Source organism: Myroides sp. C1519 (genome assembly GCF_038039755.1).
GTDB lineage: Bacteria > Bacteroidota > Bacteroidia > Flavobacteriales > Flavobacteriaceae > Flavobacterium > Flavobacterium phaeum_A.
The window spans coordinates 74,229-99,386 of sequence record NZ_JBBPHM010000011.1 but is presented as its reverse complement, the minus strand read 5'-3'; the positions used below and the strand labels follow the sequence as shown (position 1 = coordinate 99,386).

Annotated in this window: 23 protein-coding genes; 3 read left to right on the top strand and 20 right to left on the bottom strand. The window is 35.9% G+C overall.

From position 1 onward, the window contains the following. Window positions 1–451: 451 nt before the first annotated feature. The 10 genes from AABL81_RS08075 to AABL81_RS08030 form a co-directional block, all read right to left on the bottom strand. The gene (locus AABL81_RS08075) at window positions 452–1,513 is read right to left on the bottom strand and encodes a hypothetical protein (protein WP_158210562.1); all 1,062 of its coding nucleotides are present in this window, start codon (window positions 1,511–1,513) and stop codon (window positions 452–454) included. A gap of 145 nt (window positions 1,514–1,658) precedes the next feature. Then, window positions 1,659–1,946, bottom strand: a complete 288-nt coding sequence (locus tag AABL81_RS08070; protein ID WP_158210561.1) for a GNAT family N-acetyltransferase — start codon at window positions 1,944–1,946, stop codon at window positions 1,659–1,661. Between the two features lie 12 nt (window positions 1,947–1,958). Then, window positions 1,959–2,348: an OsmC family protein gene (locus AABL81_RS08065; protein ID WP_158210560.1), complete on the bottom strand. Its 390-nt coding sequence runs from the start codon at window positions 2,346–2,348 to the stop codon at window positions 1,959–1,961. A gap of 10 nt (window positions 2,349–2,358) precedes the next feature. Further along, complete coding sequence (locus AABL81_RS08060) at window positions 2,359–3,276, bottom strand: pirin family protein (RefSeq protein ID WP_158210559.1); 918 nt, start codon at window positions 3,274–3,276, stop codon at window positions 2,359–2,361. A 269-nt stretch (window positions 3,277–3,545) separates the two neighbouring features. Then, on the bottom strand, window positions 3,546–3,875 hold the full coding sequence (locus tag AABL81_RS08055) for a DMT family transporter (protein ID WP_158210558.1): 330 nt from the start codon (window positions 3,873–3,875) through the stop codon (window positions 3,546–3,548). Between the two features lie 81 nt (window positions 3,876–3,956). After that, on the bottom strand, window positions 3,957–4,565 hold the full coding sequence (gene bioD / locus AABL81_RS08050; RefSeq protein WP_341340775.1) for a dethiobiotin synthase: 609 nt from the start codon (window positions 4,563–4,565) through the stop codon (window positions 3,957–3,959). 4 nt (window positions 4,566–4,569) lie between these two features. After that, window positions 4,570–5,688 (bottom strand): aminotransferase class I/II-fold pyridoxal phosphate-dependent enzyme, encoded by a 1,119-nt coding sequence (locus tag AABL81_RS08045; protein WP_341340774.1) that lies wholly within the window; start codon window positions 5,686–5,688, stop codon window positions 4,570–4,572. After that, a complete protein-coding gene (locus AABL81_RS08040) occupies window positions 5,681–6,289 on the bottom strand; it encodes a hypothetical protein (protein WP_090407028.1) in 609 nt (202 codons plus the stop codon). Before AABL81_RS08040 ends, AABL81_RS08045 begins: the two co-directional genes overlap by 8 nt. 136 nt (window positions 6,290–6,425) lie before the next feature. Then, window positions 6,426–6,833 (bottom strand): helix-turn-helix domain-containing protein, encoded by a 408-nt coding sequence (locus AABL81_RS08035; RefSeq protein WP_341340773.1) that lies wholly within the window; start codon window positions 6,831–6,833, stop codon window positions 6,426–6,428. A gap of 14 nt (window positions 6,834–6,847) precedes the next feature. Then, the gene (locus AABL81_RS08030; protein ID WP_341340772.1) at window positions 6,848–7,222 is read right to left on the bottom strand and encodes a hypothetical protein; all 375 of its coding nucleotides are present in this window, start codon (window positions 7,220–7,222) and stop codon (window positions 6,848–6,850) included. 512 nt (window positions 7,223–7,734) lie between these two features. Here AABL81_RS08030 and pdxR point away from each other — a divergent pair. Beyond that, window positions 7,735–9,216 carry a MocR-like pyridoxine biosynthesis transcription factor PdxR gene (pdxR, locus tag AABL81_RS08025; RefSeq protein ID WP_158210555.1) on the top strand — a complete coding sequence of 494 codons (1,482 nt, stop codon included), beginning with the start codon at window positions 7,735–7,737 and terminating at the stop codon, window positions 9,214–9,216. Between the two features lie 67 nt (window positions 9,217–9,283). Here pdxR and AABL81_RS08020 read toward each other — a convergent pair whose 3' ends face one another. From AABL81_RS08020 to AABL81_RS07995, 6 genes are all read right to left on the bottom strand, one after another. Beyond that, complete coding sequence (locus AABL81_RS08020; protein ID WP_341340771.1) at window positions 9,284–10,000, bottom strand: SDR family NAD(P)-dependent oxidoreductase; 717 nt, start codon at window positions 9,998–10,000, stop codon at window positions 9,284–9,286. Window positions 10,001–10,040: 40 nt separating this feature from the next. Beyond that, the gene (locus AABL81_RS08015) at window positions 10,041–10,739 is read right to left on the bottom strand and encodes a hypothetical protein (protein ID WP_341340770.1); all 699 of its coding nucleotides are present in this window, start codon (window positions 10,737–10,739) and stop codon (window positions 10,041–10,043) included. A gap of 73 nt (window positions 10,740–10,812) precedes the next feature. Beyond that, window positions 10,813–11,496 (bottom strand): DUF4328 domain-containing protein, encoded by a 684-nt coding sequence (locus AABL81_RS08010; protein WP_341340769.1) that lies wholly within the window; start codon window positions 11,494–11,496, stop codon window positions 10,813–10,815. A gap of 13 nt (window positions 11,497–11,509) precedes the next feature. Further along, window positions 11,510–12,121 (bottom strand): hypothetical protein, encoded by a 612-nt coding sequence (locus tag AABL81_RS08005; RefSeq protein WP_341340768.1) that lies wholly within the window; start codon window positions 12,119–12,121, stop codon window positions 11,510–11,512. An 81-nt stretch (window positions 12,122–12,202) separates the two neighbouring features. Further along, entirely contained in the window at window positions 12,203–13,255 is a 1,053-nt protein-coding gene (locus tag AABL81_RS08000) for a tyrosine-protein phosphatase (protein WP_341340767.1), read from the bottom strand. A gap of 192 nt (window positions 13,256–13,447) precedes the next feature. Beyond that, window positions 13,448–14,209 carry a GNAT family N-acetyltransferase gene (locus AABL81_RS07995; protein ID WP_341340766.1) on the bottom strand — a complete coding sequence of 254 codons (762 nt, stop codon included), beginning with the start codon at window positions 14,207–14,209 and terminating at the stop codon, window positions 13,448–13,450. Between the two features lie 293 nt (window positions 14,210–14,502). On the opposite strand from AABL81_RS07995, the gene AABL81_RS07990 reads away from it, so the two are divergent. Next, on the top strand, window positions 14,503–15,981 hold the full coding sequence (locus AABL81_RS07990) for a catalase (protein ID WP_341340765.1): 1,479 nt from the start codon (window positions 14,503–14,505) through the stop codon (window positions 15,979–15,981). A 94-nt stretch (window positions 15,982–16,075) separates the two neighbouring features. On the opposite strand, the gene AABL81_RS07985 is transcribed toward AABL81_RS07990, so the two are convergent. Beyond that, on the bottom strand, window positions 16,076–18,103 hold the full coding sequence (locus tag AABL81_RS07985; RefSeq protein WP_341340764.1) for a tetratricopeptide repeat-containing sensor histidine kinase: 2,028 nt from the start codon (window positions 18,101–18,103) through the stop codon (window positions 16,076–16,078). A 305-nt stretch (window positions 18,104–18,408) separates the two neighbouring features. Between AABL81_RS07985 and AABL81_RS07980 the strand changes: the two genes are divergently transcribed. Beyond that, window positions 18,409–21,003 (top strand): tetratricopeptide repeat protein, encoded by a 2,595-nt coding sequence (locus AABL81_RS07980; protein ID WP_341340763.1) that lies wholly within the window; start codon window positions 18,409–18,411, stop codon window positions 21,001–21,003. Window positions 21,004–21,141: 138 nt separating this feature from the next. Here AABL81_RS07980 and AABL81_RS07975 read toward each other — a convergent pair whose 3' ends face one another. From AABL81_RS07975 to AABL81_RS07965, 3 genes are all read right to left on the bottom strand, one after another. Beyond that, complete coding sequence (locus AABL81_RS07975; RefSeq protein WP_158210545.1) at window positions 21,142–22,197, bottom strand: linear amide C-N hydrolase; 1,056 nt, start codon at window positions 22,195–22,197, stop codon at window positions 21,142–21,144. A 67-nt stretch (window positions 22,198–22,264) separates the two neighbouring features. Continuing rightward, a complete protein-coding gene (locus AABL81_RS07970) occupies window positions 22,265–23,572 on the bottom strand; it encodes a cryptochrome/photolyase family protein (RefSeq protein WP_341340762.1) in 1,308 nt (435 codons plus the stop codon). A gap of 143 nt (window positions 23,573–23,715) precedes the next feature. Then, complete coding sequence (locus AABL81_RS07965; protein WP_158210543.1) at window positions 23,716–25,146, bottom strand: anion permease; 1,431 nt, start codon at window positions 25,144–25,146, stop codon at window positions 23,716–23,718. Between the last annotated feature and the right edge of the window lie 12 nt (window positions 25,147–25,158).

Sequence of the window (25,158 nt, the reverse complement as noted above, 5' to 3'; positions counted from 1 at the left end):
TAAACGAGTTTATCTCCCGTTTAGTCTATACTTCTGTAAAGTGTCAAATAACAAGCGGATTTAGATTAGAAACAAAAGTTAAAAACGAAGCTCCAACATCCCCTTTCTATCAAAAACAGAATATGCGAAGATTTAAAATATATGACATAGAATTGGGATTGCAATAATGTACATACCAGAGTGTAGTTTTAAACGTACCTTGTTCGAGACATCTACCACACAAGTACCATAGAGGCTCGGAAAAATAGCCTTTTTCCCGAAGGTGTGTGGTACTTGTGTGGTATTTCTGTGAAACAAGTATCAAAGAAGCCAATAATAACAGTACTTTAAAACCTATTCTTTAATTAATGAAGATGTTATATTCATTCTAATATTATACTCCCTAAAGGACATAAAAAAAAGACAGGCTATATACATAACCTGTCTTTTTAATATTGAATCGCTTTTACAATTATATCTGGTGTTGCAACACAAATAACTTGTTATAAGCCTCTTTTCTTTGTTTACGTGGGTAAAACACAATACCGAACTTATCTTCTGCAATCGGACTGATTCCTGACAATACTAAATCGTTATTGTCAATTGTCAATACCTCTTTTGTCAATAGGTTTTGGTACCCTTTTTTGTTTTTGTTGTAGAACAATTCTACCAAGTCATCATTTTTGATTACTAACCATCCGTTACCGAATTCCGTTGTAAACTGAACCGCATTCGTATTCTCATTGATGCGTTGTGGATGCCAAGTTCCAAAGAACTCATCACCGATATTGTACAAATCACCGTACATACCTTCTCCTTCGCTGTCAATCTCTACGATACCAATCTCCCCGTTTTCCTCACATAACAAGTATGAGTTCTTGTCAAACGATAAGTTTAATGCCTCGTGTACAAATGGAAAGTCAAACTCTAACACTCTGCGTCTTAATTCAACTCCGTTTTCATCTATCTGACGGTGTAACCACCCTTCTTCTACTTCTGTAATCAAGTGAATTTCTCCATTGACAACACATATCTTGTTGTCTTTTGGAAAGGGAATAGCTACTTTTTTCTCTGATACTAAAACGTCATTCTCGTATGCTAAAACAATCATTGTATCTGCTTGTTTATCGCTCCAAATATCTACGTCATAGAATAGAGAATGATTTGCTGTACACCCTACAAATCTACCATTGAAAGACTTACTTCCTTTTAATCCTTTGCTCTCTTTATTGAAAATAGGGAATGAAATAGTCTGCTCACTTTCATCTTCTAATGATACTACTGATGCGTAGTTTTCATTAGACGGACTTAAAAATAAAGTTGGTAGAACTCCTTTATCTTCCTTACTATCTTTTAAATCTCCTTCCTCACTAATAATCGTGTACACCAAGTCATACGGACTTTCAGCCCCTTCTTCTGTGTAAACATAATTAGCTACTAACAATCCTTCTTTACTCCAACAGCTTCCTTTAGCACTTAAAGCGAAAGGTACTTCTATTGTGGTTATTAAACCAAAAGGCGTTTTCTCGTTCATATAAAATTAATAGTTTTAATTCCCGACAAAGGTAGGAAAAACAAAATGGTTTACAGGCAATAGCGCAAGTGTTTATTATTATTTTAAAGCAGCTTTTTTTAGCATTAACACTATTTTACAAACCTGCGATTTACTAATCTATTGCTTAAGCTAACACATCTCCTATTTCTGCACTCATCTTTTTAAATGCAGCTGAGGCAAACGGACATAATGGCAATACTTTAATCTTGTTTTCACGGGCATAAGCTACCACCCCTTCTACTAACAATTGCTTCCCTACACCCATTCCTTTAAACGCTTCATCTACTTCGGTATGGTCTACAATCATCTTGTCTGTTCCTGCCATAGAATACGTCATTTCTCCTGCTTTCTTTCCGTCTTTCATCGCCGTAAATACACCTTTACTGCCGTGTGCTGTATGTTTTACCACCATAATTATGTTCTATTAAAATTCTGTATTAACAACTACATCTCCCATTAATGCCTTGTGAACAGGACATTTATCTGCTATAATTTTCAAGCGTTTGTTTTCGTCTTCTGTTAGATTTCCTCCTACAAACGATACTTTTCTATTGAACACAGTGCGCTCTGTTTCTCTAATCACCTCTACATCAACTACAATCTCATCTACAACCCACTGCTTTCTGTCCATATACATTTTTAAAGTAGCCGCAGTACAACTCGCCAATGAGGTAGCTAATATTTCAAAAGGATTAAACCCTTTATCTCCTCCTCCTAAACTTGTTGGTTCATCTGTAATTAATGTATTATTTCCTGCGGTAACTTCTGTGTAGTACAATTCTTTACCTAATCTTGCTTTAACATTCACGTCCATAGTTCTTATATTATTTTAATTTAGTTTTTAATCCTTTCATCGGTTCCGGAAACGGTACATAACTTTTATCATCTCCAGGAATTAAAGGGAATACCTCGTGGTTTTGGTTAATCCAATCTTCTTTCGCTTGTTGTAAACGCTCTCCATCGTGTGATAAAAAATTCCACAACAAGAACCTTTCTTCTGCCATTGGCTCTCCTCCAAAAATATACACTGTTGTATTAGCTTCCATTTCAAACTCACATAGTGTACTGTCTTGTGCTACCAAAATCTGCTTTGGCTCATAGTAATTTGTATCACTATGCACTCCCCCTTCTAAGATATACATCGCTGCCTCACCAAAAAGTCCGGCTCCAATATTTACTTTCGCACGCTCTTTACTCTTGATTTCAATGAAGTAAAGCGGACTATAAACGGGTACTGCGGATTTGCGTCCTAACGCTTCTCCCGCAATTAGCTTGTACGAAACCCCATTTTCTTCCCAACTTGGCAACTTATCTGCTGCTATGTGTACAAAAGAAGGGTCTGTTTGCTCTAATTCCTTAGGCAACGCAATCCATATTTGTAATCCGTGTAATATTGTATCTGGTTTATTTATTCTTATATCCTCTGGCATACGCTCAGAGTGCACCACTCCTTTCCCTGCTGTCATCCAATTCACCGCACCGGGTGTAATGCGTTCTACACTACCAATGCTATCGCGGTGCATAATCTCTCCTTCAAACAAGTAAGTCAGCGTAGATAAGCCTATATGTGGATGTGGATCAACGTCTAAATTATCGTGTTCAGCTACACCAATTGGTCCCATGTGGTCAATAAACGCAAAAGGTCCTACCATTCGCTTTTGTCTAAACGGCAATAACCTACCCACTAAAAAGTTTCCAATACTCGCTGCACGTTCTTCTATCACTAAACTTATATTTGACATATCGCTTTCGTTTTTAAAGTTGATGATTCTCTTATTTCTACAAGTGTAAAGTTATTCATCCTTCTAACAATACAGCTTAACATAGGTTAAGTTATTCGTGCAAAGTGCCTTATCTATACAACTACCTACAATTAAGCTATTTGTAAGTTACAACATTCGGTTTAAATTAAAAAATAACATAAAAAAAGGCATAACAAGTTGCCTCGTTATGCCTTTAATTATACTTCTAATATAAGTTTACCTTTCTTAAAAAAGGGAAGTTTTAACACTTATGATGCTGCTACGAACTTCAATCCAATGATTGAACCAATCAACGTAGCAATAAAAAACATTCGCCAAAATGTAGCTGGATCTTTAAAAACAAAGATACCTACCAACACTGTTCCAACTGCTCCAATCCCTGTCCAAACAGCATAAGCTGTTCCTAACGGAAGTGATTGTACTGCCTTAATCAATGCTGCCATACTACAAACTAACGCAATTAAAAAACCAGCATACCATCCTAATGCTTCTGTTCCTACCGAATCTTTTGCTTTTCCTAAGCAATAAGTAAACGCTACTTCACATAGCCCTCCAATGATTAAAATAATCCAGTTCATTTTATTGTTTAAAAAATTAGACTGCAAATTTGAATAATATATCTCAATTTTGAATACTTTGAAGTACTTTTTTTTTGCTATCTACTTAATATACTGACTAATTTTTTTTATCTCTGCTGCATTAACTTCTGTTAATTCGGGTAAACGAACTATTTGGGTTGTACTGTCTATATTCTCCACTATCGCATCATAGGTATCTGAATCAAACTCGCCGTTTAATACCAAATACGCTATTGGAATATGTCGCACTTTTAAGGCTTCTATCGACAAAACAGCGTGGTTGATACAACCTAAATAATTGCGTACCACAAGCACTGTTGGTAAGGCTAATCGCTGAATCAAGTCAATCATATAGTACCCTTTTGCCATTGGAACATATAATCCTCCTGCTCCTTCTACGATTAGGTTATTTGCTGTTTGAGGGAGTTGAATCTTACTGTCTTCTATCGTTACTCCCTCTTTTCGAGCCGACTTATGGGGTGAGGCTGCAAGTTCAAATCGGTAACTCTCCGGATGTGCCACTAAATGCGAATCTACTAACTTACTTACTTTTTCTGTGTCGGTTAAGTGTAAATCTCCTGATTGTACGGGTTTCCAATAATCAGCTTGAAATCGCTGTACAAAGGCAGCACTAACTACTGTTTTTCCAATTTCTGTTCCTATTCCGGTTATAAATAATTGTTGTTTCATTTCTCTATTTTTTGTTTACTTGTTGCAATGCACACACAAGTTGTTCTATGTCACTTGGGGTGTTAAAACTGTGGATACAAAGGCGAATGCGCTCTTGTCCTTGGGCTACAGTCGGACTCATCACGGCAAAGGCGTTGATACCTTGTTGTTCTAATTGACTCACAAAGGTTTTGAGCTGTTCATTATCGCTAAAAAGAACCACTTGTATCGGACTACTCGCATCGGATAGAGTAGATTGAACACCACTTCTAAACAAGGTGATATTGTGTTGTAACGTTTGTTGTAAGTCCTTGTTTTCAAAGATAAATTCATACCCAATAGCCAAACTTTTAGCAAACAAATCAGGTAATCCAGTGCTGTATATAAAAGACGAACTGAAGTTGATTAAATAGTCCTTCACCCATTGTTTAGCTAACACACAAGCACCGTGTTGCCCCATTGCCTTGCCGTAAGTAACCACGGTAGCAAATACCTTATTTTGCAAATTAGCACGATGTACTAATCCCAAGCCAAACACGCCAAAGGTATGGGCTTCATCTACGATTAAATGGGCCTTGTATTGTTGGGTTAACGCCCATATTTCTTGCAACGGTGCAAAGTCGCCATCCATTGAATACAGGCTTTCAACATAGACAAACACATTGCCTTTGCCTATTTGTAACTTCTTTTCTAAGTCGGCTAAGTCGTTGTGTTTAAACCTTCTTTTGTCGGCAAAGCTCAATCGACAACCGTCTATGATAGACCGATGACTCAACTCATCAACGATAATGGTATCTCCTTTTTTGGCAAAAGTGGATAATAAGGTTGCGTTGGCGTTGTAACCAGAGGGAAATAACAGGGCACTTTCTACTTGGTGATGTTGTGCTAATTGGTGCTCAACGGCAACAAAACAAGGCGAGTTTCCACTGATTAAGCGGGAACCTGTTGCGCCACTTAGCAAGTTGCCTTCTGCTAAAACTGCTTGTTGTATTTGTTGTAAAAACGCTTCATTTCTGGCCAATCCCAAGTAGTCGTTGGAGTAAAAGTCTATTCCCTCTTTGCGCTGCTTCAGCTGTCGCAGATTGCCTTGTTCTTGTCGAGTGGTCAATTCTGCTAAAGAGCGAATAGCGAGCGGACTATCCACGATTTATTTCTGTTGCTACTTGATTGATCCACTGATTGTATAGTCGATCTTCTATCTCTAAAATCTTCTTAGCGTGTACTTCCCAATCCGGAGAAAAAGCTTCTAATTGTTCAATCATCTCTTCTAAATGTCCTTCTTCTTCTACGATGATTGACTTCACCATCACCTTGCTTTTGTGGTTTGTCAATACTTCTTGATACACCGGATACAGGTAGTCTGCTCTTACTTCAATGGCGTAAGTAACGTACAAATAAGCGATATCAATTAGGTTACGACCCGCTAATTGCAGTTCGTTTCTCAAGTAACGAGAGGTGTGTAAATCCAATAAATTCAGGTATCTTCTTGTTTGTGATGGCGCCAATAACCACTCATCTGCATACGTTGTAAATCCGTCTGCTACCGCTTTGCTAATTTGCTTTTTTAAGTAAAAAGCGTGGCGGTGTTCCTCTGCGGCGTGTTTTAACTGAATAAGATTCACGCTATTGCTGTCTTCACAAGCAGAGATTTTACGAGCCCCTACGTTTTCTAAATAAGATAGTGTGTTTAACCACTTTCCGTGTAACACAGGTTCCTGTACTATTTGGTTTAAGATATTTTGCATTTGTCGTTTATTTTGATGCCAAAAGTACTATGCATCAAAACGAACAATATAGTCCGGTTCTAAGATTAACAACGGACCAGTGAGGTTTTTGTTTGTAAAAAACAGCTGTTTTACTTGTTGATAAACAGTATTAAAATTACTCTTTAAAAGTATTTTTATCATCTTCTGCTACACTATCTACTCGCTTTAAACTTGTTGTATATCGTTTTTGAGAAATAGTAGATTGTTCCTCATTTTCATAAAACTTATTTTCATGTTCTTCTATAGATAAGTACTGAGGGGGTTGTAAGACGATGCCTAAAGCGTGTTGGAACTTAGCAATATGCTCTACATTCAACTTCTTTTTACTGTTTAATAAGGCACTTAAAAAAGGTTGAGACAACCCCATTCTTTCACTTAATTCAGCTTGAGTAATCTTTTTCTTTTCAATGACTTCTAAAAAAGTGTGGAGTATTCTATTTTGAACCATAGCAGCTTCAAACGTTAAGTCGAATGAAGTGGTTTCTAATGTAGATAGTACTTCTTGTAATTTATCTTGTTTCATATAATTGTTTTATTTTAGAGAATAGAATAACGATAATTAGATACTATTTTATAGCGGTTTAGCAATTCTTTATCAACGTCATTTGAGCTTTTGTGAAAGAAAATTTCTGACAATATAATATGTTGTTTTTCATTCTTCATCTTCATAACATGACATATAATCCTATCATTTTGCCTATTCAAAAAAGGCTTTAACGCTTTTGTACCGAAAGGTTCATCACCATATTTCTTACTTTTCAATCCTTCAGAAATACACATAAATATCTGCTTAATCTCTCTCCCGTATTTTTCGTCTTTTAGTACATATTCGATAAATGTTGGGATAAAGTTGACATCACAACAAATTATATACTTCTTTCCTCTTTTTAAAACTACTGCTTTTTTCTCCATACAAATATAACCTATTAGTTATAATTAAATATTATTTCTCAGTTTTATTTTAAAAAACCTCCCTCAACTATCTTTTTCAATACACTCAAATATAATGCTTTACAAATAAAACATCACTATATCATCTATAAAGCCCTACAACTTTCCTTGTCAAAAAAGTGGTTTTTATTCCCCGCTAAAAACCTGGGTTTACTCTGGGTTTACTCGAGTTACAAGTAGGGTCTCCCATAGTGCTCTCCTAAGAATTACAGCAATAATATGGTTGCACTATGGGAACACTATGGAAGCATACAAAAAATAACACCAATAAGTTGCTACTAACTGGTTCTTACAATACACTTACAACGTCGAATACTATTTTGAACTGTACAACGTCGAAATTTCTATTTTACAAAGTAAAAAGCCTATTAAAACAAGAACACTAACTACCTAAAAAATATACTTTGCTTAACCTTGTTTAAAGCATAAAAAGTGTAAATTGCCGGAATATTTAATTGCTTATAATTTATACTATGAGTAGTCCAGTTAAAATTCCTTATCAGAGCTTTATTCAAATAGACCGCAATTCAAGCACGCCTATTTATATGCAGATTGCCAACCAGTTTAGCAATGCCATTCAACGCGATTTTTTGCCAAAGGGAACTAAACTTCCTGGTTCGAGATTATTGGCTGAATTACTGTCGGTTAACCGCAATACTATTGTAGCGGTTTACGATGAACTAACAGCACAGGGTTGGGTAGAAACGAAGCCGAATAAGGGTACGTTTATCATTGAAAAAGAAGCAGACAAACCGATGCGTTTTACTGATGATGAGGCGAGTTATTTACAGACTTACCCTTCTTCTCCTGGCTATGATTTTAACAAGAGTAATTTACTGGATACTCCGTATGAACATAGCCATAGCGACTTTCTTTTTAACGATGGGTTACCTGATACGCGCATTATTCAAATCGAACAGTTATCGTCGTATTACAGCGCCAATTTAAAGCGAAAAAGCAACCAAAAAAAGCTAAGACACGCTAATTATGAGGGAAATGACGCGTTTAAAAAGAGTATGGCTAACTACTTGAATTTGTCGCGTGGACTACACGTAAGCAAGGATAATATATTGATTACGCGAAGTACTGAAATGAGTATTTACGTGGCTTGTGAGGTACTTTTAAATCAAGGCGACAATGTTATTGTGGCTAATTTGAGCTACTTTTCAAGCAATATGACTTTTCAAAAGGCGGGGGCAAAAATACTGACAGTGCCAATTGATAAAGAGGGAATTGATGCTAATGCGGTGGAAAATATGTGTAAGAAACACAAAATACGAATGTTATACTTAACACCACACCACCATTACCCTACTACGGTTACTTTGAGTGCCCAAAGACGTGTACAGCTATTGCAATTGGCTAATAAATATGGCTTTATCATCTTAGAAGACGACTATGATTACGACTTTCACTATGATAAGAGTCCGGTTTTACCACTGGCAAGTGTAGACACAAATGGAATGGTCGTTTATATTGGTTCGTTTGGTAAATCATTGGCTCCAAGTTTTCAAACGGGGTTTATTGTTGCCCCAGAAAGTGTGTTGGTAGAAATGCAAAAACACTTGCGACTTATAGATCGACAAGGGGATGTTTTAATGGAACAGGTATTGGGAGAACTGATTGAAGAAGGGGAAATATTCCGCTCTCTCAAAAAATCTATAAAAATTTACAAGGAAAGACGTGACACTTTTTGCGACTTATTGCATCAATATTTTGGGGAGGATGTGCAATTTGACATTCCCTCTGGAGGATTAGCAGTGTGGACAGAATGGAAAAAGCCGTTAAATCTATTGCAGTTGAGCAAAAAGTGCTTGCAAAACAACCTGCTTATTCCAAAAACACTCTTGTATCAAAATCGCGAATTGACTGCTATGCGACTTGGCTTCGGACATTTAACGAAGGAAGAAATGGCACAGAGTTTGGATATACTATATCACGTGATGAATGAGTAGCACTTTCGTCAGCGATAACAAAAATAGATTAATAGAACAAAGCCTAAAGAACATTTAGGCTTTGTTTTTATACGTTCATATCCTGCATAGCAGGCATATTGATTTCTTTTACGCAACTTGCTTTAGATGTACTCAAAACAAACTTTATTGCTTGTAAAACATCGCTTAAAGGAATTAAACTCGCTTGGTTTTCTTCTACAATTATATCGGAATCAACGGTATAGTCATATTCCGTTGCTAAATACCCTAAGTTTAAAATGGTAATACCAATATTGTCTTGACGCAAAGTCTCACGCATCGAATGTACAATTCCCCTCAAAGCAAACTTAGATGCTGAAAAGGCTACTTCTTTTCCGTTGTGATTGTCTAAGCCCCAAGTGGAACCAATCAATACAATTTTAGCATTTGACGATAAGCGTAGGTTCTTGACAAAGGCTTTCAATGCCAAGATACACGAGGTTACGTTGGTTTGAATAAGGTTGATTAACTCCGCATCACTGCATTGCTCTACGTCAAATTCGGCTGTAAATGCCATCTGCTCCCATATTCCTACATTGTAAATAAGGTAGTCTAACTGCTTTTCTTGTAACACCTCAGCAACCGCTTTAACGGCTGTTTCGGGTTGACTCAAATCAGCGGGAACCCACACTAAATTGTCTTTTGCATCTGCTGGTTTACTTCTTGAAACACCGTACACAATGTCGTTGTCTTTTGGCAAGCCGTGGGCAATAGCGCGACCTAAGCCTTTGCTAACTCCATATATTAAATAACTCTTGTTTTTCATAGATTGATCGTTTTAAAAAAGTCGCATCAAGTTGCTTTGTCTAAACGAGTTGAATACCGTTTAAATAAGCTAATTGAAACACTTTATCGTTAGCGGAATTACTCTCGATAAACCCTTTGTATTTAGGGGAACTCATCTCTTTGTAAACGCGCTTCACTTGCGAAGATAGTCCTTCTCTCTTAACGTAATTGTTAAAGGCGCGCTGTACTTCACTTTTACTGGCAAAACAACACATAAAGTCGATTGGAAAAACGAAATCGCCAGACGACATATACTCGTTTAAACGCCAACCATTGTCTATAACGTGGTTGACAACATCTTGAGTGTCTTCAAATAGTGTAAAAATCGGATTGACGTATTCTTCTAAAAAAGTGGTGATAGACAGCGCAAACTCCTCTTGTTTCTTGTCCTTTATTTCCCACGTAAACAACTTAGGTTGAACGGGAATAATCTCTTTTAAATTGGCAATAAACACGGTTGAAGTAGCAATATCTTTACTGCGGTATTTCTTAAAACGCCACTCGCGCAATTGTTCTGAAAGGATGACAATTGTACACGATAAAGTGATGTATTCTTTGGGATCACTCTCAATGGGTTGAAACTTAATCTGATACTCGAAAGTACCTGACATAGCGTTGCCCTTAAGCACTTGTCCCTTTTGAGTTGAGACATACCCCTGTGCAAGATAGGGTTCGCCTATTTTGTGAATTGTTTGAATAAAAGCTTGTTTTCCTGCCATGTAGCACCAAGTAAAATAGTTCTTTTTAATCCGTTATTGACGCTCTTTTTGTCAATGAGCAATGCACCTATGCTTACTCGATTACCTCAGCAATAGACTCGTCTTCATCTTGTGGTTTTTCAAGACTTGCTGTATATAATTTATGCTCTAATTTTCTGTAATTACTTATAAAATAGCTCATTACCAAGATTCCCGTCAATACACAAACCTCTTTAGCGATTCCTAATTGCATCAATGTATCATAATCCATATCTACACTTCTCTTTTGCATATAACCGCGAATAAAGCTGGCTATAATCACTGTAATCCATCCAAACAACAACAAATTAGAACTAATTAGTTTACCTCCTTGAACTTGCATTCTTCTCAACTGAAAATACGTGCTGTAATTCAATTTATCTATCCAACGGAAAGGTACTATCATATTGTAAATCGGAATAATCCATCCGAATATTAGCATCAGTTTCGGAGCATCTATATTCCTATCTAATTTCTCCATATTGGCATACGCACGGTACAACCACAACACAAAAACTACCAATAAAAATAGTCCTGACAAAGCAGATAAAGTGACTACAATATTTGTAATACTCTCTAAGCGCAGTAATTCTCTATTGACAAACTGTACGCCTGCATCTAATTGTTTAACCACCCAAAACTGCATAAGATAGCAGTTAAGAGCCGCGAATGTTGTTGTGATTTGTGTTAATATAGCGTAGTGCAATACCTTACCCCTGATTGCATTTGATGATAGCATTCGTATACTTTTTTTACCTCCAAAGTTCGATACTCTGGATTTTGATTTCTTTAATTCTATTTCCTTCTTTTTTTCCAATTGGTTCATCACAAACCACCCAATACATCAGCCTTCTCTTGCTGTTTGGATTGGTGTAAACGCAACTTAGTAAAGGCGACTCCGGATTGTTTCCTTTTCCGTTTTTATACGTCATAGGTGTTGTACAATAAGGCATTAACTCCTCTACTGTAGCTTTGTACAAATAAGCAGGGTCTGTATAGCTTACTTCTCCTTTTTGATTCTTAGTGTATGAACTGCTAATTAAAAACTGCATAGTGTAAAACAACTTGTCTTTTTGCTTTAGCTTTTCAACAGAAAAACGAGGTTCATCTGCCTGGCGATAAGGGATGTAGTACAACGTATCTCCTTCAAAATCGTCGTAAATACTATAGTCCATTGCAGCTTCTTGCATCTCTTTTGGAGCAATAGCTAATGTTTTTAATATTCCTCTTATCTGTGTGTTATCTGCTGGTTCTGCCGTAGCAAGTTCCATTAGTTTTCCTATTTTCTGACCAAATGTTGCTTCCTGTGCCTGACTGCTAACAAAGCTTAAAAAGGCACAAAACGCTAAGACTACTTTCTTCATACTTGCGTCTTTTATATGACTAAATTAATACAATTGTATTTTTTAACAATAGTAAATGCTATATTTCTGTTGACTTTATTCTCAATAAGTGAACTTATCAATATACGCTTCACGTTGTTCTTTACTGATTTTCAACCCTTTCTCTATATAATTATCCATTGAGCCGTATTGTTTATCTATCTCATCAAACATCGCTTGAATAAACTCTGGTTTAATCCACGAGAAATTCTCAATCACTTCATAGTTGATATTGTGGAAGAATAACTTGCCAAACTTTGCTAATTTCATTCGTTTAGCTACATCATTTTCTCTGTAATTGTTAGACAACAAATACTCATTGATAATCACCTCTCTATCCACATTTAAGATGCTCAATAAAATAGCACCCACCATACCTGTTCTGTCTTTTCCGGCTGAACAGTGAAACAAAGTTGATTTGTCATTGTCGAGAATTGTACTCAAAATAGTACGTACTTTCTCTACATCGTGTGTTGCGTATAAACCGTAAAACTCCTTAACTAACTCATTAGACACTTCTGGTGATACACGTCCCTTAATCACGTCTTTACGTGTTTTGCTAAACATATCTTCAGAATCGTCATACGCTTGGTAGTTAAAATACTTCATACGAGAAGGAATATGGTCTGGTTTCTTGCCTATTTCCTTGTCTGTACGCAAGTCAATCACCGTAGATAATCCAAGATTCTCAAACTGGATGAACTCCGACTTCTTAAGCTTGTTTAAGTGACCACTTCTGTATATTTTCCCCCACTTAATGATTTTACCATCCTTCGTTTTAAGTCCTCCTATATCTCTAAAGTTGATCACGTTTTTGAAGTTCACCAATCGATTAGCCACCTGTAAGGTATCACCTTGGCGAACAACAGTGTACACTTTGCGTTGTGTATCAGGCAAACGAACGGGCATCTTTGAATGGAAATCAACAGCTAAATCTCCTAAAAGCACTTGATCTCCCTTGTCAAAATGCGCTATATAACCTTTTCTATCTTTTACAATCGTAGGATTATCTTTATCAAGCGTCGAATATTGAATCGGTTGGTATGTTGTTTTATAAGAACATCCTTGTAAGGCAAGAAATGCTCCTGCTATAACTAAATATTTTTTACTAAACATAATTAAGTGGTTTACTTCAAATTTACTGATATTAATCGGAAAAGCCCTTGTATTTGCTTTGTTATTAGAGAATTCTAATCCAAATAAGCCATAAAAAAAGCGAGCTTACAATCTAACTCGCTTGTGTACTATATCGGTAATTATTTCGCTTTTTAAGTATGCTAATGTAGCATTTTAATATTGAATAACTCTTTACAATGCATAGCGCATCCAAACATTAGGCTCTACATAAGTTCCCTTATTCAATGCCATATCTATTTTCATCGGATTTAATGCAAACGGAAGAATATACTCACCTGATGTCTGAAACGTCAAGTTGGTCCACGCCTCCCATTCTAACACCGTACCTTCTACTGCCATTGCTTTGTTACACACCTTTACTATGGTTGCCCCATTTCTAACGTGACTGCGTATCCACGCATCATAAGGAAGTCCTCTATTGTTAATCCACTGCATATAACTATCCATTTGTTGCAACGGATACCTGTGTTTTAACGTAGGTCGTATTGGTAGAATAAAATCAGAGAAGTTACTCTCAACAGCAATTCCCTTCATATAATCAATCAAGTGTTTGCTCACGCCCTTTCCTTGATAAGCAGGATCAACACTAATTTGCAACGCACAAAGGGTATTTGGTTTCAACTCCTGTTCAAAATCAGCAAAGGCTTTAGCTATCGCCCAGTCCCACCCTTCATCAGGTAAGTCCTCTTTTTCTTTTGGGGTTAAGTATAAGGGAACACAATTGCCACTACCTACTACGCGATTACCCTCTAAAAGAAAGAATTGATATAGGGGAAACACCTCATAGAGTTTATCCCAATATTTTAGATTATTGCGGTCTTGTAGTATGTATTTTGGCCAAACACTTTGCTCATTCACTTGCTCCACTAAATTAGTATAGGCTGGGGAATTAGTTTCTAATGATCTAAAGAAAGTAAGTTGATTATTTTCCATATTATTATCAGTGCAAATTGCGATGTTATTTTCAACGTACTAAATATAATGCTATTAAATCGAATAAAATCAATTAATTAGAGAATAAAGTAGTTTCAAAAAATTATTTGTAATTTAGTAAGCGAACCCTATATTCTACAAGGGCTATACATTATATATGGTTTTTCTATCGTTTTATTTTTACTGATAGATTATACTTATTCGTGTATTGATACAAAATATAACAACAACTGGTAATCAACTCTTTACCACCCTATATTTGTGGTATAGAAAAAAACAAAAAATAACTAATTATGGAAACTAAAAAATTGACAACAGCTTCTGGAAGACCGTACACTGATCACGAAGATTCATTAACTGCTGGAGCAAGAGGTCCAGTATTATTAGAAGATTATATTTTACACGAGAAGTTAGCACACTTCAACAGAGAGCGTATTCCAGAACGTATTGTACACGCAAAAGGTGCTGGTGCATTTGGTACGTTTACAGTTACAAACGATATTACAAAATATACAAAAGCTAAAGTATTTAGCGAAGTTGGAAAGAAAACAGACTTATTTGTTCGTTTCTCAACAGTAGGTGGAGAAAAAGGTTCTGCTGACTCTGAGCGTGATCCGCGTGGGTTTGCTGTGAAATTCTATACAGAAGATGGTAACTGGGATTTGGTTGGAAACAACACCCCTGTGTTCTTTATCAAGGATGCTAAAAAGTTCCCTGACTTTATCCACACACAAAAAAGACACCCACATACAAACTTAAAATCACCTACAATGGTTTGGGATTTCTGGTCTCTTAACCCAGAAAGTTTACACCAAGTGTTGATTTTAATGTCTGATAGAGGTACTCCGTTTGGTTATAGACATATGAATGGGTATGGTAGCCACACCTATTCTATGATCAACAAAGACAACGAGATTGTCTATGTGAAGTTTCACTTTAAAACAGCACAAGGTATTAAAAACTTGACTGGTCCTGAGGCTGATCAAATGAGAGCTACGGATATGGATTATGCACAACGCGACTTAATCGATAATATCGAAAGTGGTAACTTCCCTAAATGGAACTTGAAAATTCAGGTAATGACAATGGAGGAAGCAAACAATGCTAAGGTAAATCCGTTTGACGTTACTAAAGTATGGCCTCATAAAGACTTCCCTCTTATTGATGTTGGGGTAATGGAATTAAACAGAATGCCTGCTAACTACTTCCAAGATGTAGAACAAGCTGCTTTTGCTCCTACTCACATTGTAGATGGTATTGGATTCTCACCTGATAAAATGTTACAAGGGCGTATCTTGTCTTATCCAGATGCACAACGTTACAGATTAGGTGCTAACTATGAGCAGATACCGGTAAACCGTTGTCCGTTTGCAACTAACAATTACCAAAGAGATGGGTATATGCGCGTAGATGGTAATGGTGGTAGTGAGCCTAACTATTTCCCTAATAGTTTTGACAACATTGTGGCTGACCCAAGTTATAAAGAACCAGCGAGAGAGTTACAAAGTACTATGGCTGATCGTTTTGACAGAAATGCAGAAGGTGAAAATGACCACTTCTCTCAACCAGGTAATTTATTCCGCATCATGACACCGGAAGCAAAACAAAATACAATCAACAATATTGTTGCTGCTATGAGTGGTATTGATGGTCCGAAACGCGATGAAATCATTGGTCGTCAATTATGCCACTGGTTCAGAGCAGATATGGAACTTGGAATGGGTATTGCAAAAGGATTAAACTTTGACGTTAATAAACATATGAATTCATAATATATATTTCCAAAGTTAATTTTATTAGCGTTAAAACGAGTAAGGGTACTTTACAGTTGTAAAGTACCCTTATTTTATTATAACCTTTTACCGATTATTTAATCTTTACTAAAAATAGTAATATTGTTCCTTTCCCAACTGTACTTGTCAATACTAATTTACTATTTAAGGCATTTAACCTATCTTGAATATTATTCAATCCTTTTCCTCTTCTTGTTGTATATACGTCAAATCCTCTTCCATTATCTTCAACACTTACTTCTACTAAAGTATCTGTTTTATATGTAAATGACACATAACAATTCTTAGCATTAGAATACTTCTGTACGTTGTTCAATGCTTCTTGAACAATGCGATAAATACTTATTCTATAGCGATGAGAAAAACTTTCAAGCTCTATTCTTGGGTCTATAAATATATCAAACTGAATAGCTGTATTTCGATTTTGTAACACCACCATTTCGATAATAAGCTGTTTAAAATTACTGGCAAACAGTTTCTTTTCATTCGACAATGCGTATGAACTATCGCGTATAAACTTTTCAACATCTTGAACCTCTTTAACCAGTAAACCTTTTGTTTCTTCTATATTCTCCTGCTCCAATTGCATCAGAGAAAAACGTGTTACAAATAATTTATTTAATACGCCATCGTGTAATTCTCTTGCTATATTCTTCCTTTCAGCTTCTTGGACTTTAGCAATAGCATTTTGATGATCAATTACAGATTTATAATAACGCTCTGTATCGCGTTGATACATTTTAATTGTTGCTATTTCTCTTACTTTGTTCTTAATAAAAAAAGCAATTACAACGATAAGAATAAATGAAATTACCATAAACGAAAGAATAACAATAGTATCCTTTTGATTGTGTAATTTATCATTTACTTGAAGTAGATCATCTGCTTCATATTTTAAACGAGCAAATCTATTTCTAACTATTGTTTGCTTTTTATTAATGATATTATCTAACTCTAAATATCGCTGAAAATTATCCTTTGAGTTTTCTGTATCATATTGCAATAAAACAGTTAGTGCTTCCTTTTGAAGTTTATAATCATTTATTTTTATAGCATCTTCTAATAATTCTTGAAGAATAGTATTGGCTGTAAAGATCTCTCCGATCTCAAAATAGTACTGAACTAATAAAACGTCTGTTAACTTTTTGTTCTTAATATAGTTATATTTTGTATTTAACGTTAACGCTTCCTTGATGTACTTTAATGCTAATTCATTTTCATCTTTGGCTAATTTAACAACTGCAAAATTGTGTATTATTTTTAAATATAGCTCAATATTATCTTCTTTATCTAACATTTTATAATCATCAAAAGCGACTGATAAAAAATGTTCTGCTTCAGTAAATTGGTGTTTTCTGATATGCGCAATTGATAAATAGTTGTAAATATCAAGACGTTTTAAACGCAATTCTTTTTCTGAATAATATTCTTTTACTTCATTAGAAGTACTTAAATCTAAAGCATTATTAAACCGATTAATTGCTTCGGTATACTGTTCTAACCCTAAAACAATTTTAGCATACAAATATTCTTGATTAAATAAATCATAGTTAGAAACAGTATGTTTATTTAGAGAAATTACTTTATGGATTTGATGTTCTGCCTCAGAAAAAACTCCTTTATCAGCTAAAATATTACTTATTATTAACGTCACTTTTTGCTGATTAACAGAATCGTGTAACTTTCTATAACTATATTTAGCTTGATTAAAATAGTAATAGCTACTATCAATTAAATAATTGCGATCAAAGAACTCTCCTAATAAGTAATAGCTTTTTGCGATTCCTTGCGTATCCCTTGCTACTCTCGCATAGGTAGCATATAAATCAACATACTTTTTATCGGCATCAGTTTGCTTGATATAGGTAGCTAAAAAATCTCTGTTACTTTGTGTGTTTTTTAAATATAAAATAAAGTTATCTAAAGAATCTCTTTGAAGTTGAGACATATTATTTTTACTAAAACTGTCGTAAGCTGTAAGAAAACGCTCTTGTTCTTCACCTGTCCAATCGTGTAGTGATGTAGATCTTGTACAGCTAACCCCTATGAGTACTGCAAAAAATATCAAGAACAAACTATGATAAACACTTCGAATAGACATTGAACACTAACAGTTAATAAAATATTTTTTTAGTAATAAATTCTGCAAAGATATAAGATAATAGCATCCTACAATACCTAATTATCATCTATGCCGTTATTTAAAACGAAGATGAAATAGCTTATCACTTATTTGAGTAATTCGTCCTTTTAAACAACGCTATAAACAACAAAGGTGACTCTTTATTTACGTCTTATATCTAACTATTTAAGATACAAAAAAAAACAATATGCATTTTCACATTATTTAAATATCTTTCGCCCCCGTTCTTTTTGTGAACTTCTATTTAATTCATATTACAACTTATGGCACATCGGTTATATATCTACAATGTTTCCTTAGATCAGGAATTTTATGACGAATCTTTAGTGGGGGAATGGAATTATGTGATTCCTCTTTTCTTCCTACCTCTTTTTGCACATCCGCTTACTAAGAGTGAACTAAAGCAATTCGGTTTTAAATCGTCTAAAGACCTTTTCTTTAATGTAAAGGAAGCATTGCCTTTGTTTGAAAAATTTCACCTGTGGATTCAACAGCAAGTAGACCTTATTCCTACTACTGATCAAGCAAAGTACCTTCAGTCGTATGAGCGTCAATTGTACTATTTTCAAAACTTGCCGTATGACTACTTTCGCTTAGATGGAACGGATGTGTACAATATGAATGAGGAGAGTCATAAAAAACAGGCACAAGCATTCTCAGCTGAAATTGCCTTGTACACAGAGGAATTGGCTAATATTATAGACCTTGAATTAGATAGTGAACACATCAATCGCGGAGTTATCGGTCAGTCTTATTTCCCTTTTTCTACATTTGAAGAATACCTCAACAACGACAATGCTAACTTTGGTTGGGATTGGTTAGAAATAGCGTTTGAAAAAGATTACGACTGCCTACAATATGAAGAGAATGGGTTGTATGGACTAACAACTTTTGACAACAAAAAGATAACTGAGGCTGTTTATGGATATATAGGCGAGTTTACAGAGCCTAATTTAGCTATTATTCAGCGTGATGAGCTGTTTGGTTTTATAGATAAAACTGGTGTAGAGGTTGTTAAACCTTTGTATTTCGATGTAGGAACTGCTCAAATTGAAGACTTCTTTGACGAGCAAGGCAACGAAGATACAAACCGTACGCTTACTGTGGCGGCAGTGTGTCAAGATGGGAAATGGGGACTTCTAAACTTGCTTTCTCACACTTACTTGATTCCTCTTGCCTATGAATTGGTTGAGTTCTTATATCCGTATTACTACAATGTGTACAATGGCAGTCACTACGCAGTGTACAACTTTGCAGGAGAACAACTTATTCCGTTTAAAGGCGACTCTCCTTTTGAATATCACTACTCTTATTTCTGTACTTCTATGGGAAATAAGCGCGATTTTTATAGTAGATCTCATCACTACTTAGGCAAGTTTGCTTATGCAGATGTGAGAAATAGCGATATCGAAAACCACTTACTTGTCCCGTCTGACGTTAATCCGAAATTACACAACTTGATTACGTTTGAAGGCGAATTGGTCTTGGAGAGTATCAAACACGTACAATATGTTACGAATGAATGCGTCATCGTGTACACTGACAAGCTAAAGGGGATTTACAACCACAAAAAGGCAAAGTATGTTTTAGAGCCAATGAACTGTAAAATAGATACGTATATAGACTATTGGATGAACCTTGGCGCTGGACAATGTCACGTTTCTCTTGGCAAGAAGAAAGGGATTTTTGATGTTATTGAAGAACGATGGATTGTACCGTTTACAACAATTGACGTGGTTAAAATACTAACCAACGGCTTTGCTGCTACTAAACTCAAAGACAAGTGGGCATTGCGCGTAATTGCACTCCCTGAACAAGAGTCTGTTTATGAGTACGACTTTATTACAATGCACAACTTGGAACAAGACATCGACACTATTGTATTGTACAAAGACAATGCTGTGTTTACTTGTAACAATGATGAAATACACACAATAAGTACGCATCACCTACTGTTGTTAGCGGGTAAATTGCGATACGACTCTAATGGTGAAGTCGGATTGTTTAATCCGTATTTTAATGAGAAAACACAGATTTTAACAGCTGATGACTACGCACAATTGGATCCCTACCAACTTAATGCTGTAAAGGATTATTATGCTGATCACAGCTTTGATGAGCAATATGAGGCGTTGTTATTAATGGCTGAGGCAGTGAACAATAGCGAACTACTTCAAGAGTTAGGATACCGCTATTTAACGGAAGACGACTATATCGATTACAACAAGGCTAAACACCTTTTTGAATTGGCAGCAACACACAATAACCCCTACTCAGTAACCAACTTAGGGTATATGTATGAACACGGGTTTGGAGTTGAACAAGATATACACAAAGCGATTGAATATTACACTAAAGGTGCTGAACTTGGCAATAACACCAGTTATAACAACTTGGCGCTAATCTACTATTATGGAGCCGCTGATTTGGACAACGACTTCAATACGGCTATTCACTACTTCAAACAAGTGAACACAAAAGAATACGAGGTTTGCAATTACCTTGCTGATTGTTACTACTTGCTTGGAGAATATAAAAATGCCCTAAAGTACATCAAGGAGGATATGAAAAACAACGATAATATTGGTTCGTTCCTCTTAGGTAGAATGCATTGCTACGGTTATGGTGTAAAACAAGATGGTAAAAAGGCCATTACTCTTTTAGAGAAAGCATTACAACAAGAGTACAACCTTGCCATCTTAGATTTAATTGATATCTACGCTAAAGACGAGGAAAACAAAGACCCAGAGAAGTTAGCTTATTACATTGCTCTTGCTAAAGAAAAAGAGGTTGAACTACCGGAAGAATACAAAGAAAAGAACTTTCTAAAAAAGACCTTAGGCAAATGGTTTAAATAGCACTACCCTTTTTTAAAAGTAACACAACATAAAAATACCCCAAAAAGCACAAACTTCTTGGGGTATTTAATTTATTGAGAGTAGGTTAGCTTTTGTAATCGAATACTAAACCACCTAATATTCTATTGTATGGGCAGATTAAATTCCTAAAAACTTAAATGCTTTAGCCTCTACTAACTTATCGTTTGAAAGACCAGCATATTGTTGGCTTTGAGAAACATCTAACTTTTTAACGCTTGCTTTCTCGCTAAAGTCAATTGCTTTTAAATCTATCCACATTGGTGTTAATGACAATGGATCTTCGTAGTAATACACTAAGTTCTTTTGGTCAGATACTGTTCTCCATTTTGTTGACGACAAGTTTGGCTCCCCATCAATGTGAACTCCATAAGGCACTGAACAGTTTCTAATCACACTAAACGTTGCTCCTAAAGCCACTTTAATGTCATCTGATTGTGTTACTGCCGTTGCGTAATACTTCGCTCTTGCAAAACGATCTTCTGATCTACCTGTTCCTGGTAACACTTTGTTTCCTGGTAAATAGCTGATATAATCATTAATTGCTAATTGCTTGTCAAATGTAGGCGAGTTCGTTACTACAGTGTACGATGCATCGTGATATACTTTCAACTTTCCATCGATATACTCAAATACTGCACTGTCTCCTTTTGCATCAGAAATAGTTAAGTGCACTGTTGCCAATGACGTTCTTCCTGGCGTATTAGCTGTTACAACAACTACCGGGTTCTTCTGTAAATCAATTACTGCCTCTTCTACAGTTGCGTAATTATCTAAAGCGTACTGTGCCCACATCGCTAAGCTAATTCCCTTGTCTTTTCCTTGTGGATTATACTCAGGGTATTGCGACTCTACCAACCATAGGATGTTAGACACTAATCCTTTCTCATTCATTCCATCTGTTGTCGCTAAGTCAAAAGCAGAAGTAACAACACTTCCGTATTTTGCTTTCCACTTTGCGGACGCTTTACCTACTTCTCCTTGACGCTCAATACCTCTTGGAAACACCCATATATTAGGCATAATCTCCTCTTTCCAGTCCATCGAACGAGCCGTTAGAATCGTATTATTAGGTCCTTTGTACACTACTCTGGTACAAGCCTCTGCTTTTGGTATCATCACAAAAGCACCACAACACATCAAGATTGTAGCAACTGTTTTATGTATTCTTTTCATTATTTATCGTTTTAGAATTTTGATTAGTATTACAATATTCAAGCCAATTTGCGAACTTCTAAGAAAATTATTGTTCTAACCCACGTTTATAGGTTTCAAGGGCACGAATACGTGCTTCTTTGTGGTCAACAATCTCCTCCCAATACTCGCCATTTGCTAATTCAGGCAACCATTTGTTGATATACTTATTTTCCTTGTCAAACTTCTTGGTTTGCTCACTCGGATTAAATATCCTGAAATAAGGAGCGGCATCACACCCACATCCTGCTGCCCATTGCCAATTCCCATTGTTAGCAGACAAGTCGTAATCCAACAAGTGCTGTGCAAAGTACGCTTCTCCCCATCTCCAATCAATCAACAAGTGTTTTGTCAAGAAACTGGCTACAATCATACGCACTCTATTGTGCATAAATCCAGTGGTATTCAATTCGCGCATCCCTGCATCGACAATAGGATATCCCGTGCGACCTTCACACCATAGCTTAAACTCCTCCTCGTTATTTCTGTACTGAATATTCTCGTATTTTGGTTTAAAACACAAGTTTTTAATCTGAGGAAAGTTAAACAATATTTGACTAAAGAAATCTCGCCATATCAATTCAGACAACCACACATCGTTGTGTTGTAAAGCAAAAATCACACACTTGCGAATAGATATTGTTCCAAAGCGCAAGGCTATTCCTAAATGCGTCGTTCCTTCTATCCCCGGATAATCACGGTGTAAGTGATAACTATCAATCAACGTTTCGTTTAACGTTGGAATGACAAACTTATACCCTGTCGTTTCATAGCCTAAACTATTTAAAGACGGAATAGTTGTATCTGTTGTATATAAATTTTCACTCGACAACTTTGGTGTGTAATTATACAAATCTTGTTCCCCCAACTTACTTCTCCACAACTTAGCATAAGGCGTATAGATCTGATAAGGAGAGCCATCTTGTTTTAAAATCTCATCCCCTCTAAAAATAACGTGATCTTTAAATCCGTTAAATGCTATTTGTTGCTCAGCTAACAAACTACCAATCTCACGATCACGGGCAATTGTTTTGGGTTCATAGTCTTCATTGTAAAAAACACCCTGAATATCAAATTGTGCCATCAAGGAAGAAAAAGCCTCCTTTACAGTTGAGTGAAAAAAAGTTATTCCTGCGTTGTATTGCTTCAAAAAAGCGTTGAGTTCTGTCAGCACTTGGTGAATATAGTCAACTCTCCTATCTGCTTTGTTAGGAAACTGTTCTAAAATATCCTTGTCAAATACGAAGATAGGCAATACTTTATACCCACTTTGAACAGCGTAATACAGAGCTTTATTGTCCTTTAACCTCAAATCTCTTCTATACCAACAAACTACTACTTTCTCTTTTTGATTCATTGTTTTATGTTATTACAAGTCAAAAATACAACACAAATAAAAAAGGATTAGACTTTTCTTTCTCTTTATTATAAAGATACTCGAAAAATCTAATCCTTTTAAAAACTATATAAATATGTTGTGTTCTAAATCACATCTATTTTTTAGTATGCTCCAATTAAGCCCATCCAACTTGTACCAACTACTAAGTAAACAGCTAATAATAACACACCAATAATAAATCCGTACAACCACCAAGTTTTCAATTCAACATATCCACTACCAAAGAATACTGGAGCCGGACCGTGACCATAGTGAGTTAATGTACCATAGATAGATCCCATGAAACCTAACATCATTGCTAACAATACTGGAGGAACACCTAACGAAATACCTACACCTAACAAAGCTGCATACATTGCCGCAACGTGAGCAGTAGCACTCGCAAAGATATAGTGACTAAAGAAGTACACGATGACAAGAATTGGGAAAGCATAATGCCAATCCATATCTCCCATCTGACCTTTTACTAAATCACTAAACCATCCGATGAATCCTAATTTGTTTAATGAACTTGCCATCATTACTAATACGGCAAACCATACAATTGTATCCCAAGCACCTTTCTCAGCTTTAACATCTTCCCAAGTTAACACAGAAGTTAACAATAGAATTGCTAAACCAATAAAAGCAGTTGTAGTAGCATCAATTTTAAATAAATCACCTGTAATCCATAAAACTAAAAGAATAACGAATGTGATTAACATTAAGATTTCTGACACTGATAATTTCCCCATTTCTTTTAACTTCTGAGCAGCCATTTTAGGAGCATCAGCTGTTTTCTTTAATTCAGGTGGAAATATTTTATACAAAACAATTGGTGTTATGATGAAAGCAACCAATCCTGGTACAAAACCAGCAGCTGCCCACGACATCCAACTAATGTTTACCCCCATATCAGCAGCGAACTTCTGACACATCGGGTTACTTGCAGTACCTGTTAAGAACATTGAAGATGCGATCAAATTCATGTAATAACAGTTTAATGTCAAGAAAGAACCTAATTTTCTATGAGTTTCTGGTTTAGCTGCATCAGAACCAAAGTTGATAGCCATAGATTTCATAATTGGGTAGATAATACCTCCCCCACGAGCAGTGTTACTTGGAATAGCAGGTGCTAATACTAAATCAGCTAACCCTAATCCGTACGCTAATCCTAATGTACTTTTTCCGAAAATACGGATAAAGATAAAAGCAATACGATTTCCTAATCCTGTTTTAATAAACCCTCTCGCAATAAAGAAAGATATACCAATTAACCAAATTACTTTATCTCCAAAACCACTTAAACTTAAAGCGATTGATTTACCAGGATCACCTGGCGCTAACAATTGGAAAAATGCTGTTAAACCGACTGCCAACATACACATTGTTCCCATTGGGGCAGCCTTTAATATAATTCCTAAAATCGTACTTACGAATATGGCAAATAAGTGCCACGCATCTGGTGTTACTCCTTCTGGAATTGGACAAAACCATAGTAGCACTCCCACTACTAACGTTATCCCTAAACTCTTGATGTTTACTTCTTTCATCGCTAATTATAT